We start from the raw sequence: 12380 nt of genomic DNA, 5'->3' as shown, positions 1-12380 counted from the left end.
GTGTGAGTGGCCCGGGCCGGCTCGAACGGCGATGGTACGGCGGCGGTACGGCGAGGGGTCCCACCGGCGGGTGGGACCCCTGTGGGTGGGTGGGTCAGTCGGTTGCCGCCGCTGTCGGTCGGACGGCGATCGCGTCGATCTCGAAGAGCATCCCGGGCAGGGCGAGCGAGGCGACTCCGCTGAGTGTCTGCGCGGGCAGCCGGTCGCCCCAGGCCCCGGCGAGGGCTTTGCCGAGGACGGCGAGCTTCTGCGGGTCGTGGTCGACGATGTACGAGCCGAGCCGGACCACGTGCTCGAAGCCGAGGCCGACTCCGGCGAGTGCGGTGCGCAGGTTGGCGAGGGCGAGTTCCACCTGGGCGGCGAAGTCGCCGGGTACGACCCGGCCGTCGGCGTCGGAGGCGTACTGGCCGCCGATGAACACCGGTTCGCCGGGTGCGGAGGCGGCGTGGCTGTAGCCGAACGGCGTCGGGTCGTGCAGGCCGGGCGGGTTGGTGATGGTGCGGGTGTCGGTCACGGGTTTCCTCTCCTGGTGTCGGGCCGGGCTCGTTGCCGGGCGGTCTACGGCTCGGACCGGGCGGCTTCCTCCCGGGCGTCGCGCCAACTCGGCGACTCCAGGAAGTGGTTGTCGAAGAGGTCTTGCTTGGCGAGCAGTTCCTCGACCGTCGCCTCGCCCGCGCGGATCCGCTCCAGCAGGCGGAAGTAGTCGAAGCGCTCCACGCCGGGGGTGATCACTATCAGCAGGTCCGCCCCGGAGTCCGGGGCCGCCGCGAAGGCGTGCGGCAGGTGGGGCGGTACCACCACGAGGTCGCCGCTGCGGGCGGTGACGACCTCGTTCCCGACCAGCACCTGGGCTGAGCCGTCGACGACGAAGAACAGCTCCGAGGAGCCCCCGTGGTAGTGCGGGGTGGCGCCGTCCTTGCCGCGCCCCAGCGTGACGCGCAGGGTGCTCAGGGCGCCGCCGGTGGCGCTGGAGTCCGCCAGCAGCCGCCCCTGGCCGCCGAGCATCGAGACGGTCTCGGCTTCGTCGCCCCGCACGACCACGGCTTCCGGTCCGATCAACGTCATTGGTCTCTCCCCACGGTGAGCACTCCGATAGTTCCTCGGCTGATAGTACTACGTCTAACTATCTTCCATCGAATAACATTCCCCCATGGATCACGTGGACGTCATGCTCGACCAGTGGAGCCGGGAGCGCCCGGACCTCGACCTGGCGGCGGTCGGTACCGTCGGCCGCCTCGGCCGCTTCGCGCTGCTCGCGGGCCGGGTCGTCGAAGAGGTGTTCAAGCAACACGGCCTCCAGCGCGGCGAGTTCGACGTTCTCGCGACCCTGCGCCGCTCCGGCGCGCCGTACGAACTGATGCCCTCCGAACTCGCCGCGCTGCTGCTGATGTCGCGGGCCGGCATGACCAGCCGGATCGACCGGCTGGAATCGGCGGGCCTGGTGGAACGCCGCACCGACCCGGCGGACCGGCGCAGCGTCCGCATTGCCCTCACCGCGGCCGGACGCGCCCTCGTGGACGCCGCCTTCACCGACCACGCGGCCAACGAGACCGCGCTGCTCTCCGCCCTCTCGGGCGAGGAACGGGCCACCCTGGACGGGCTCCTGCGCAAACTGCTCGCCGACGTCGAGGGCACGGAGACCCCGGCACCCTGACGGCCCCGCCCGACGCCCCCGCCCGAGGTCCAGCCATCCGCGACCGCTCCGGAACGCCGTCGGCCGCCGTGCGAGGGGAATGCGTACGGCGGCCGACACCCGGTGCGGTGTGCCGTCCGTGACGACTGCCGCACCCTGACGTACTCCGCTTCCGGCGCGTCCCGTCCGGGATCCTCCCGCCGTGCATTCACCGGCGAGGCGGGCCCGACCGTGGTGCCGGCGCCCAGCGTCGAGCCCGGCGGCACGATGCTGCGCGGGCCGGTGGCGGCGCCCGCCCGCACCCGCAAGGCCTGGCTCCTCCGACCAGGGCGTGTCTCAGAAGTGGACCAACAGCCGCTTCACTCCTGACGAAGCGAAGCGAGCCAGCTCGCGTCCTGGAACTCGGCCGGGAGCTGGTCTTCCCACGGATCGATCCCGCGACGCTCCAGTTCGTCGAACCAGCGATCCCGCTGGGACTCGGGGAGGCGCTGTCCACACCACGGGCAAAAGTCGATCCTGATGATCGATGCACCACCGTCGTGGATGATCAACCCGTAGTCCTGGAACTTGGTGCTGAAGCGAATCAGCGCGTCCGGGCAGGCGAAGGGGTCGTCGTGCTGGTCGCAGTGCCAGTTCACCTGGCCCGTCATCGCCTCGCAGCAGTGGTCGGTCATAGCCTTGGCTCCTCATCGATCAGCAGGACGATCGGAAGTAGATCACGGCCTGAGATGATCTTCGGATGGGGCGGGGAGATCTGACGAACGCGCAGTGGGCGAGGCTGGCGGCGATGTTGCCGGCAAGCAAGAAGCCAGGACGGCCTCCGGTCTGGTCAAGCGGCAGCTGATCGACGGCATACGGTGGGGGCGGTACGGGTGCGCCGTGGCGGGACGTGCCCGCCCGGTACGGCGAGTGGGGGACGGTCTACGGGCTCTTCCGCCGATGGCAGCGCGACGGCACGGGGACCCGAATCCTCACCGGTCCCCGCGGACCGGGTCCGCAGCCGGAGGAAGCTCGGTTCTCACGGCGGTCGGCCACCCACGTTCTGCACGACCGACTACCGCGGGCGCCGCGCGGTGTCCCGGAGTCGGGTGCCCGTCAGGCCCGGAGGACCGCCTTCCCCCGGATCGCAGCGTCCGACTGATCGTCATCTCCCGTGCCTTAACGTCGACTTTCCCCTTCCTTGCGTGAGAACGGGGCGGGGATCCTGCTGTGCGGCAGGCTCCCCGCCCCGCTACGGAGGGTCGGGCTTCGGCTGGCGGCTACCCCCTGCGGCGGCGCCGCGTCCTGGGCCCGGAGACCCTGTGCCACGGGTAGCGGCGCGGGACCGGATCCGGTGAAACCGATCCAGCCGATCCAGCCGTCAGCCGATCGGTCCGAGGAGGAAGTTGCCCGGCGCGGAGGGGTCGTCGCTGAGGTAGAACTCGATGATCGCCTCGCGGAACTCGTCGAGGCTGATCACCCCGTTCCCGTCCCGGTCCAGCCGTGGGAACGCCTGCTCGGAGTGCACGCGGGGCACGCCCAGCTGCTCGTACATGTGGACGTACTCCTCCTTGCTGAGGACGCCGTCGCCGTTGGTGTCGTAGGCGTTCAGCAGGGCGTCGGCGATCGCCAGCACCGTGCCCTCGAAGTGCGCGGGCGTGGTCACGTCGGCCTTCATGACGGTGAGGAACTCCTGGCGCGAGACCTGTCCGTCGCCGTCGGTGTCCCCGTGCTCCAGCAGGAGGTCCCACCAGCGCGCGAAGGCGTCGTGCAGGGCCCGGATGGTGGCCTGGTCGTCCCTGGTCGCGGTCCGGGCGAACACGTCGGCGGTGCCGCGCAGGTCCTCCTGGGACAGCTGTCCGTCCCCGTTCAGGTCGAACCAGTCGAACAGGGTGTTGAACTTCTTGCTCTTCACGGCCGACGTCATGTGGTCCTCGATTCCCTGGCCGCGCGGGCGGCGTGCGGCGGCATGCGGCGAACGGTAGAAGGGGCGCTCCGGGGGACGCCCCCGCAACGCGGGGAAGCCACCGTCGCGGGTGACGGCGGGAGGGCGGCGGTGCGCCAGGTGGCTCAGCCCGGCCCGGTGAGGGCGTGGAGGGGGACCTCGACGCGCTGGTCGTGCTTGTCGACGAGCCAGCGGTCGATGTCCAACAGCCACCAGCGGTCGACCTCGACAGTGTAGAAGCGGCGGGGGCCCGAACCCCGGAAGTCGGATGCGGGCAGGAGCCATTCGCTCCGCACGGCGGGGTCGGGGAAGTTCAACTCGTAGTAGAGCCGGTGGTGTTCCGCCACGCCCTGGTCGTCGGTGGCGCGGCAGGTGCCGGTGAACTGGGCCCCGTCCAGGCCGAGTCCGGGCAGGCCGGTCAGGTAGAGCGAGCCCGCGACGCGGGGGTGGCAGCCGATGTTGCGGGAGTGCAGGGCGGTGCGCAGCGAGTAGTAGAGCAGCCGCAAGGGGGCGCCGGGAGCGCGCAGCGGCACGAAGTTGACGGTGGAGGCCCACGGTTCGGTGCCGTCGGTGGTGGCCAGGGTCATGAACCGGGCGTGGGTGAGCAGGTGCCCGCTGCGGCGCAGGAGTTCGTCGGGGCCGGTCACGGGGTGCGTCCCGGTGCGGGGGTGCGGTCGAAGCCGAGGGGGACCGGGGGGTCGCTGAGCAGGGTGGCGTCCAGCAGGGTCCACCAGCGGGTCTGTTCGGTGCGGCGGTGTTCCCAGGCCGGGTCGCGGCCGCGGTCGGCGACCTGGCGGCGGTAGCGGCCCCAGCCGGCTTCGTCGGCGAAGCTGACGGTGTGTTCGATGGTGTGGACGTGGGCGCCGACGGTGCGTACCGCCCACCGGGTGCGCAGGACGGTGTCGAGTCCGTCGTAGTACCAGGACTCGCGGGCGCGGACCCACTCCCAGAAGGCGTGCGGGTCCGTCTCCGCGTCCGGCGTGGGCTGGATCAGGTAGACCAGGTGCAGCACGGCGGGTCTCCTTCCGATGTCGGCGGCGGTCAGCCGGAGGCGGGAGCGTCGGGGCCGTCCTGGGCCCAGCCGTTCCACTCGGGTGCCAGGGCCCAGGGGCGGGCGGCGCACCGGCCGGTCCAGAGCCGGGCGGTGTGGGCGTTGTGCCGGGCCGCCGTCCGCCGGTCGCAGAACCGCCCGTGCAGGGGCAGGACGACGGCGGCGAGCGGGGAGAGCACGGCGCCCTGCCGGATCTTGATCTGCCAGGCGGAGACGGCCAGGCGGTAGCGGTGGAAGCCGCCGGCGGCCGCGTAGTCGACGGGGGCCTGGTAGCAGAGCACGAAGTACTCGCTCCGGGGCTGGGCGGCGCGGTAGTCGAAGCCGAAGTAGCGGCCGTAGAGCCGGTCGTGGTGGGTGTAGCAGACGTTCACGGCGACGGGGCGGCCGTCGCGGACGGCGAAGCAGCCGACGGCCCGGTCCAGCACGCCCGTCGTGGCCTGGGCGGCGAAGGAGCGGAGCATCCAGGCGGGGTCGCTGGTTCCACCGTGCCGGGCACGGGTCTGCGTCACCAGGGCCGCGGCCTGCCGGGCGACGTCCCCGTGGGCCAGGGGCCGCCATTCCACGGTCGTGCCGCCGCGCTCGCAGGTGCGGCGTTCGGCCCGGCGGTGGGTGCGGTCGGGCTGGCTCATCCGCGCCGACTGCTCGGCGTAGCCGCCGGCCGGGACGGCGACGTTGGCGTCCGCGTCGTGCAGCAGGACGACGGCCCGGGGGTGGATCCGGGTGAGCTCCCGGGCGTCGCCGGCGGCCAGGTAGGGCAGGACCACGCCGTCGAGGCCGCGGTCGCGGGCCAGCCGCAGCGCCCCTTCCAGCAGGACTTCCAGGGCGCGGTCGCGGTCCTCGCCGCGGGTGCGGACCAGTTCGTTGTAGGTCGAGCGCCGGGCTCCCAGCCACAGCCATCGAGCGGACCGGGCGGCCGCCAGGTCCGGGAACAGCGTGGGCAGGTGGAACAGCCCGGGTTCGTCGTTCTCGCCGGGCCAGACGGACAGGGCGCCCAACAGCCGGCCGCCGGAGGCGGCGGTGAGCGCGCCGGTGTCGCCGTGGGCGAGTTCGAGCGCGCGCACCCAGGCGCTGCTGTTGTAGAAGTTGTCCGGGCCGATCAGCCGGTCCCACCGCGCGGGGTCGACCGCCGCGGGGGACGGGGGGAATCCTGCCTCGATCGGGCCGGGGCGGCGGTGGTCCCGTGGTGTGGTCGCCATGGTGGTGTCTCTGGGATCGGGCTCCGGGGGTCGGGTTCTCCGGGATCAGGTCCTGGTGCAGCTGATGATCGCCGCGTGGGGGCAGGCGAGGTACGGCCGCCAGAAGTCCTCGCCGTGGCGGGCGGTTCCTTCCCCTGAGACCCGGAAGGCGGGCCAGGAGATCGAGGCGAAGCCCGTCTCGCGCAGGGCCCGTTCCAGGGTGGTCCGGCTCCAGTACCGTGCGGTGATCCGTTCGTCGTAGCGGCCGAAGCACAGTTCCAGCGTCACCCGCGAGGCGTCGTGGCGCGACTCGGTCTCCACCAGGCGCAGGCCGTAGCGCTCGTAGTAGGCGCGCTCGCCGTGGAAGTCCGGGTTCACCGGCAGGGTGACGAACCGGCCGCCCGGGCGCAGGGTCCGTGATGCCAGGGCGCACAGGGAGAGCAGTGCTCCGTAGTCCTCCGCGTACGGCAGGACGTACACGGCCAGGCACGCGTCGAAGGCGCCGTCCTCGACGAGGTCGCGGCGCTCGGTGTACTCGATGCCCAGCGGCTCGGCGCGTTCGGCCCGCCGCGCGACGTCGAGCATGCCGCCGGAGACGTCGTACCCGACCACCCGCGCCGCGCCGCGTCGCTTGAGCTCCCGGCTGTACAGGCCCGTACCGCACCCGATGTCCAGGACGCTACGGCCGGTGACCGTGCCCAGTGCGGCGAACACGCTGAACGACTCCAGGTGTCGGCGCCAGGGCAGGAGGAACATCTCCTCGTACATGTCACCGAGGGTGTCGAACCGGTCCGCTCCGCCCATGCCTTCGATTGTCCGCCCGATCTCCGGGGCGTGCCCGGCCCGCTACCGCCGCGGGTCCCGAGACCGCCGCCGGCCTGGCTACCGCCCGCTCCCGGCCGTCGCCCGCCCGCGCAGGGAGACCCCGAAGCGGCTCCGGAGCCGGTGCACCTCCCACCACGCCACCGCGGTCACCGTCGCGGGCCCGCCGACCACGGCGGCCAGCTGGACGGCCGGCGGGCCGGGCGGCAGGCCGCCGAACACCAGCCCGATCAGGGCGAGTTCCCAGACCAGGACGCCGGTCAGGACGGGCGGGAACACCGGGTGCACCCGGTCCATGGTGAAGGCCGTGCGAACCACCGTCGGCGAGGCAAAGGCCACGAACATCAGCACCCAGATCGGCAACGCCAGGACCAGCAGGTTGAACAGCGGCCCGAGGAACAGCCCCTGGACCGACCCCTGCGCCTGACCGGCGAGCCACAGCAGCACCGGCACCGCCGCGCACGCGCCCAGGTACTGCGAAGCCATCAGGACCGCCGGCCGCACCTGGGCCCGCATGGCCGGGCGCGCGGCCGGCCCGGCGAGCCGGAACAGCACCCCGACCACCACGGGCGCGGTCACCAGCACCAGCAACGGGGTGACCGTCAGCCGGGTCTCGAACTGGTCGTCGAGCTGGTCCCAGTCGTCCGCCGTCCCGTACACGAGCAGCACCACGAGCGCCGCCCCGAGCGCCAGCCACCCCCGTATCCTCTGCACCCGCAGCACCACCTCGTCGGTGATCCCCCGGGGCCCGGGCACGATGAACACCCGTCGCGCCAGCCGCCGTGCCGACCTGGCCATCGGATAGAGCGCCAGGAAGACCAGGAACGGCCACAGGCAGAACAGCAGCGGCACCAGGGCCCACCACCTGGCCACCCGCCGCGCGGGCGCCAGCAACTCCCGCAGGGTGGGCCACTCCTCGCCCCGGAACCGCTGCCACAGCGGAACTCCGGCCGGTCGCGGCCACTGGCGGGGATCCCGCGGGTAGGGGCTCCGTGGGAAAGAGCCCTGATCTCCGTACGTCACGCCGAGTTCCTCACACCTCTCTGTGCCGCTGCCGACACTCCGTCAACCCGTCAGCGCCGCACCCTACTGCCCTGCGCCCGTGCTTCGTCCACCCCCTGCCCGCCACCCGTCCGGCCGACGGCCGTTCTCGGTTCGCGCTCGGACCAGGCCGGCCACCCGGCCTCGGGGGGCGTCGGATGAGCCTGCGGAGTGTGACGGGAGTGGCGGTGGGGCCGCCGCGCTGCGGCCCTGTCCTTCCGCCATGGCGCCATGGCGGCGGTCTCCGGCTGATGGGTTGTGGGCTCTCGACAAGGTCCTGGGCGGGCAACGGCGTCCGACCCGTGACGGCCGAGACCCTGGTGGGTCGTCCCGCGAACCGGACGCTCCTGCCGGTCCTCAGCGAGGGGAACTCCGGGGCGAAGGCGGCGCTTGCGCACCGTCACGCCGTCCGTCCGCCGCGGCGAGCAGGACCTCCGCCGCCTCGGTGCGCACGTACAGGACGTACCGGCCGCTGCGGTGGGCGTCGACCAGGCCGGCGGTGCGCAGGGCGGTCAGGTGCTGGGAGACCCCGCCGGGCGTGATCCCGGTGCGGCGGGCCAGCTCGGTCGTCGAGGCGGGCGTGTCGAGGTCGGCCAGCAGCCGGGCCCTGGAGCGGCCGACGACCGCTGCCAGGGCCTGCGGGACGGTGACCTGCCGTTCCCAGAGCGCGGCCACCCCGCGCGGCGGATAGCGCAGGGTGGGCTGCCAGTTCGGGCTGACGACGGAGAAGACGCGGGGCCAGACGAACACCGACGGCACGAGGAGGAGGCCGCGCCCGCCGAGCCGCCGGCTGCCGTGGACGTAGTGGTGCCCGACGCGCAGGGTGCCGTCGTCCCAGGTCACGACGGACCCCAGGTCGCCCAGCAGTCGGTCCGCCCCGTGCTCGGCGAACAGCCTGGCACGGTGCAGCACGTCCCCCTCCAGCAGCGAGCGCATGCGGGGCCAGTACGGCGCGAGCGCGATCTCCCAGTACGACGCGATGAGGTCGGCGAGTTCGGCGAGGCCGCGGCGCGGATCGCCGCGCAGTCGGTCGACGCGCTCGGAACGCGGCGCGCGCGGAGCGCCGAGGCCCGACCGGACCTGCTCGGCGGGCGTGGCACGCAGGACGGCCAACTCGCTTTCCAGATCGGAGGCCGGGCCCGCCGGCGGCGGCGCGAGGAAGATCGGGATCGACCCGGGCGGATCCGGGACCAGATCGGCGAGCAGACGCCAGTCCAGCCCCGAGGCGGCCAGCCGGCGTCCGGCCTCGCCGCTCCACGGGCGGTGCAGCGGGTGCTCGGCCGGATGCTTCAGCACTCTGACGCTGGCCACCACTTCCCACAGCGGCGACAGGGTGAACCTGGTGCGGGCCAAGTCGCGGACGGAGAACGCCAGATCCAGCACGATGCCCCCTCGACGGCGGAGGACCCAGCGGCCGGCGGCCCGGGATTCAGTACAGCCTAAATTCCTCGCCCGCCGGCCGGTCCGGCGGGAACCTCGGCTCATGACCAGCACCGACCTTCCCCAGCGGCCGGACACGGCCGCTACCACCCCCGATCCGTCTGCTTCGGTCCTGCGGGACCCGGGCTTTCGCCTGCTCGTCGGCGCCGCCGCGGTGAGCAAGCTCGGCACCGCGGTGAGTGCCCTCGCGATACCGCTGACCGCCGTCCTGGCCCTGCACAGCTCGCCCGGACAGGTCGGCCTGCTGGCGACGCTGAGCACCCTCGCCTTCCTGCTGATCGGCCTGCCGGCCGGGGCCTGGGTGGACCGGATCCGCAAGCGGCCGGCGATGATCGCCGCCGACCTGGTCCGGGCCGCCCTCCTCGGGTCGGTGCCGGCCGCCTGGGCGCTCGACTGCCTGACGATCCAACAGCTCTACCTGGTGGTCCTGTTGACGGGCGTGGCCACGGTCTTCTTCGACGTGGCCACGCTGACCCAACTGCCCGACCTGGTCGGGCGCCACCGGCTCACCCAGGCCAACGCCCACCTGGTGACGGTGGACGCCCTCGCCCAGATCGGCGGGCGCAGCGCGGGCGGATTCCTCACGGCCCTGCTCTCCGCCCCGGCGGCGATCGTGGTCGACGCGGTCGGCTACCTGTGGTCGGCGCTCCTCCTGCTGCGCATCCGCCGGCCGGAGCCGGGTCCGCGGCAGCGGCCCGACGCGGGGCTCGGCCGCGAGATACGCGAGGGACTGCGTTTCGTGCTCGGCGACCCGATCCTGCGGGCCGTCGCGCTCGCCGGAGCACTGACGAACCTGTCCGTCCAGCTGTGCCAGACCATGGTGCCGGTGTTGTTCGCCCGGGAGCTCGGCCTCTCCGGCGGTGTCATCGGCCTGTTCTTCGCCGTCGGCGGTCTCGGCGTGCTCATCGGTTCGATGTCGGCCCGCTGGTCGGCCCGCCGGTTCGGCGTCGGGCGGCTGCTGTGGTCGGTGGGCCTGGCCGTCGCACCGCTCGGCGCCCTGCTGGCCCTGGCCGCCCGAGGACCGGCCCTCTGGCTCGCCACCGGAGCCTGGCTGATCACCACGTACAAGATCGGCGTCGACAACGTGATCCAGGTCAGCTTCCGGCAGAGCGTCACCCCCGACCACCTGCTCGGCCGGATGAACGCCACCATGCGCGTCCTGTTGACGGGCTCACTCGCGATCGGCGCGGCCCTGGCCGGGCTGCTGGGCGAACTCGCCTCCGTCCGAACCGCGTTGTGGGCCGGGGCCGCCGGGCTCGCCACGGTCTGGATACCGATCTTCTTCTCGCCGCTGCGCACCCGGCGCGAACTGCCGGGCACCGGCGCTCCGCGATGAACCGGCAGCCGGGCGATCGCTCCCGCGCCGTCATCACTTCGGCAGCAGGCGCGGGCGGGTAGGCCGGCACCGGAGCGGGAACCGCTTCCGTCCACGAGATCGGCATCCGCACCAGCGCCGAGCCCGGGCCGACCCGCTGGATCCCCCTCGACGAACTCGCCGTCCGGGTCACCGACGCCAGGTTCGCGCTGATCTGGGACGACGGCACCGGCACCGTCCGGGAGATCGCCGTCTGCGCCGGACACATGCTCAACCACAGCCGGGCGCCGGCCGTCTGCCGCTTCCTCGCCGACCTGAGCCGCGACGGCACCGCCCTGCTCACCGGCTTCGACTGGGGACCGGCCCGCGGGTTCCCCTACCTGCCCCGCGTCACCCGCGGCCCGCTCGTCCTGCGCCCGGCCCAGTGGCGCCTCGACCACGCCCGGGGAGAGGAGCTCACCGGGCACCCGGACGGGTTCCCGGCCGCGCTCGACGCCTGGCGCCGCCACTGGCGGGTGCCCCGCCACACCTACCTGACGAGCAGCGACGAGGCCGCCGACCACCGGCTCCTCATCGACCTCGCCGCGCGCTCCCACACGGAGGAACTGCGCCGCGCCGTGAACCACCTGCGGCCCGGCGGCGCCGTCGTCCTCCAAGAAGCCCTCCCCGGCCTCGACGACGCCTGGGCCACCGGGCCCGACGGGCCCCACATCGTGGAACTCGTCGTCTCCATGACCCGCCGCGCCGCCGCCCCTCCCGCACGGCGGCCCCGGCCCGCCCACGCCCCGATCGGCCGCACGGAGCGAATGCGCCACCCCGGAAGCGACTGGACCTACGTCAAGCTCTACGGCGACCGGCAGGACGAGAACTCCCTGCTCGCCGACGGCGTCAGGGACCTCGTCCGCGCCACGGCGCACCACACGGACCGCCGCATATTCCTGCGCTACGCGGACCCCGACCCCCACCTGCGGCTGCGCCTGCGCGGCGACCCCGGCCGGCTCATCCCCGCACTCGGCGACTGGGCCGGAACCCTCCTGGCCGACGGACACCTCTCCCGGTTCGGCTTCGACGTCTACGACCGCGAGATCGAACGCTACGGCGGCCTCCCCGCCATGGACGCCACCGAGCAGCTCTACACCGCCGACAGCCTCGCCGTCCTCGACCTGCTGTCCCTCGGCCGCACCGGACAACTGCCGCTCGACGACACGGCGCTCGCCCTGCTCACCATCGACGACCTGCTGGCAGGCCTCGGCCTCGACGAACCGGACCGGCTGCGCTTCTACCGCCGGATCCACGACCGTTGGACCCACCGACTGCGCTCCGCCGGCGCCCAGTACCGCACCCGCAAAGCGGAGTTCTGCGAACTGCTGCGCGGCCCGGCCCCGCCCGGCATCGACGCCGTCCTCGCCGAACGCCGCCGCGCCGCGCAGGACGTCGCCGCCCGGCTCGCCGACCTGGACCGCCACCGGCTGCTCGGCAAGCCGCTGCCCGACCTCTGCGACAGCTACGTCCACCTGCACTGCAACCGCCTGCTCGGCCCGGACCGCACGACGGAACACGCCATCCTGGAACTGCTCTTCCGGACGCGCCAGAGCCTGGCCGCGAAGGCCCGCTGACACCCCGGTGGGTTTCCTGGGGACCACCGCGTGATCGATGTCCGTCAGGCCGGGGGGAAGACCAGTGAAAAGGAAGGGTTCAACCATGGTTGACCGCGACGGCTACCTCGATGTTCGGTCCCGCAGTGCGTCCGTCCCCGACCTCGACGCGAAGCTGCCCGGCCAGGCCTTCAGGAAGGGCGCGGGGGAATCGTTGTTCCGCGAGTTCGACGCGGTCCTCACCCGGGCATTCCGGCCGGCACTCCGCGAGATGGCCCGGTGGCACGGCGACGACCGAATCGAAACGCCTCGGCTCTCGTGCACCTGGCCGTGCCGCCGCACCCGCGGAACGCCGAGGACGACCCGTGGCGGCTGTGCGCCGTG

13 protein-coding genes and 1 pseudogene are annotated in these 12380 nt (G+C 73.1%); 4 read left to right on the top strand and 10 right to left on the bottom strand.

Annotated elements, in window-relative coordinates; genetic code table 11:
• Nucleotides 1–94: 94 nt before the first annotated feature.
• Nucleotides 95–514, bottom strand: coding sequence for a RidA family protein (locus tag ACFU7Z_RS08140; RefSeq protein WP_380776975.1), 420 nt, complete (start codon nt 512–514; stop codon nt 95–97).
• A gap of 44 nt (nt 515–558) precedes the next feature.
• Entirely contained in the window at nt 559–1065 is a 507-nt protein-coding gene (locus ACFU7Z_RS08135; RefSeq protein WP_117486302.1) for a cupin domain-containing protein, read from the bottom strand.
• Between the two features lie 85 nt (nt 1066–1150).
• Here ACFU7Z_RS08135 and ACFU7Z_RS08130 point away from each other — a divergent pair, with 85 nt between their 5' ends.
• Complete coding sequence (locus ACFU7Z_RS08130; RefSeq protein WP_074003348.1) at nt 1151–1654, top strand: MarR family winged helix-turn-helix transcriptional regulator; 504 nt, start codon at nt 1151–1153, stop codon at nt 1652–1654.
• Between the two features lie 338 nt (nt 1655–1992).
• On the opposite strand, the gene ACFU7Z_RS08125 is transcribed toward ACFU7Z_RS08130, so the two are convergent.
• Nucleotides 1993–2307 (bottom strand): DUF6980 family protein, encoded by a 315-nt coding sequence (locus ACFU7Z_RS08125; RefSeq protein WP_074003347.1) that lies wholly within the window; start codon nt 2305–2307, stop codon nt 1993–1995.
• 206 nt (nt 2308–2513) lie between these two features.
• Here ACFU7Z_RS08125 and ACFU7Z_RS08120 point away from each other — a divergent pair.
• Nucleotides 2514–2774: pseudogene (locus ACFU7Z_RS08120) on the top strand (hypothetical protein); the annotation flags it as partial.
• Nucleotides 2775–2993: 219 nt separating this feature from the next.
• On the opposite strand, the gene ACFU7Z_RS08115 reads toward ACFU7Z_RS08120, so the two are convergent.
• From ACFU7Z_RS08115 to ACFU7Z_RS08085, 7 genes are all read right to left on the bottom strand, one after another.
• The gene (locus ACFU7Z_RS08115) at nt 2994–3539 is read right to left on the bottom strand and encodes an EF-hand domain-containing protein (RefSeq protein WP_380776974.1); all 546 of its coding nucleotides are present in this window, start codon (nt 3537–3539) and stop codon (nt 2994–2996) included.
• A 143-nt stretch (nt 3540–3682) separates the two neighbouring features.
• Nucleotides 3683–4204 carry a pyridoxamine 5'-phosphate oxidase family protein gene (locus ACFU7Z_RS08110; protein WP_380776973.1) on the bottom strand — a complete coding sequence of 174 codons (522 nt, stop codon included), beginning with the start codon at nt 4202–4204 and terminating at the stop codon, nt 3683–3685.
• Entirely contained in the window at nt 4201–4569 is a 369-nt protein-coding gene (locus ACFU7Z_RS08105) for a hypothetical protein (RefSeq protein WP_049650457.1), read from the bottom strand. Before ACFU7Z_RS08105 ends, ACFU7Z_RS08110 begins: the two co-directional genes overlap by 4 nt.
• A 29-nt stretch (nt 4570–4598) precedes the next feature.
• Nucleotides 4599–5804 carry a GNAT family N-acetyltransferase gene (locus ACFU7Z_RS08100; protein WP_380776972.1) on the bottom strand — a complete coding sequence of 402 codons (1206 nt, stop codon included), beginning with the start codon at nt 5802–5804 and terminating at the stop codon, nt 4599–4601.
• 45 nt (nt 5805–5849) lie between these two features.
• Complete coding sequence (locus ACFU7Z_RS08095; RefSeq protein WP_380776971.1) at nt 5850–6587, bottom strand: class I SAM-dependent methyltransferase; 738 nt, start codon at nt 6585–6587, stop codon at nt 5850–5852.
• Between the two features lie 78 nt (nt 6588–6665).
• Nucleotides 6666–7499 (bottom strand): hypothetical protein, encoded by an 834-nt coding sequence (locus tag ACFU7Z_RS08090; protein WP_380776970.1) that lies wholly within the window; start codon nt 7497–7499, stop codon nt 6666–6668.
• Nucleotides 7500–8003: 504 nt separating this feature from the next.
• Complete coding sequence (locus tag ACFU7Z_RS08085; protein WP_380776969.1) at nt 8004–9029, bottom strand: DUF5937 family protein; 1026 nt, start codon at nt 9027–9029, stop codon at nt 8004–8006.
• 100 nt (nt 9030–9129) lie between these two features.
• On the opposite strand from ACFU7Z_RS08085, the gene ACFU7Z_RS08080 reads away from it, so the two are divergent.
• Both ACFU7Z_RS08080 and ACFU7Z_RS08075 read left to right on the top strand, forming a co-directional pair.
• Entirely contained in the window at nt 9130–10422 is a 1293-nt protein-coding gene (locus ACFU7Z_RS08080) for an MFS transporter (RefSeq protein WP_380776968.1), read from the top strand.
• A gap of 98 nt (nt 10423–10520) precedes the next feature.
• Nucleotides 10521–12017, top strand: a complete 1497-nt coding sequence (locus tag ACFU7Z_RS08075) for a thiopeptide-type bacteriocin biosynthesis protein (protein ID WP_380776976.1) — start codon at nt 10521–10523, stop codon at nt 12015–12017.
• Nucleotides 12018–12380: the final 363 nt, after the last annotated feature.

Source organism: Kitasatospora sp. NPDC057518, assembly GCF_042802075.1.
Lineage (GTDB): Bacteria > Actinomycetota > Actinomycetes > Streptomycetales > Streptomycetaceae > Kitasatospora.
Note: the sequence above shows the minus strand (reverse complement) of the source record. Positions and strands in the feature narration are given on the sequence as shown.

Excerpts from the sequence above, each read along its gene's own strand:
- ACFU7Z_RS08095 (WP_380776971.1), bottom strand. The coding sequence starts at position 6,587 with ATGGGCGGAGCGGACCGGTTCGACACCCTCGGTGACATGTACGAGGAG.
- ACFU7Z_RS08125 (WP_074003347.1), bottom strand. The coding sequence starts at position 2,307 with ATGACCGACCACTGCTGCGAGGCGATGACGGGCCAGGTGAACTGGCAC.
- ACFU7Z_RS08100 (WP_380776972.1), bottom strand. The coding sequence starts at position 5,804 with ATGGCGACCACACCACGGGACCACCGCCGCCCCGGCCCGATCGAGGCA.
- ACFU7Z_RS08080 (WP_380776968.1), top strand. The coding sequence starts at position 9,130 with ATGACCAGCACCGACCTTCCCCAGCGGCCGGACACGGCCGCTACCACC.
- ACFU7Z_RS08115 (WP_380776974.1), bottom strand. The coding sequence starts at position 3,539 with ATGACGTCGGCCGTGAAGAGCAAGAAGTTCAACACCCTGTTCGACTGG.
- ACFU7Z_RS08135 (WP_117486302.1), bottom strand. The coding sequence starts at position 1,065 with ATGACGTTGATCGGACCGGAAGCCGTGGTCGTGCGGGGCGACGAAGCC.
- ACFU7Z_RS08130 (WP_074003348.1), top strand. The coding sequence starts at position 1,151 with ATGGATCACGTGGACGTCATGCTCGACCAGTGGAGCCGGGAGCGCCCG.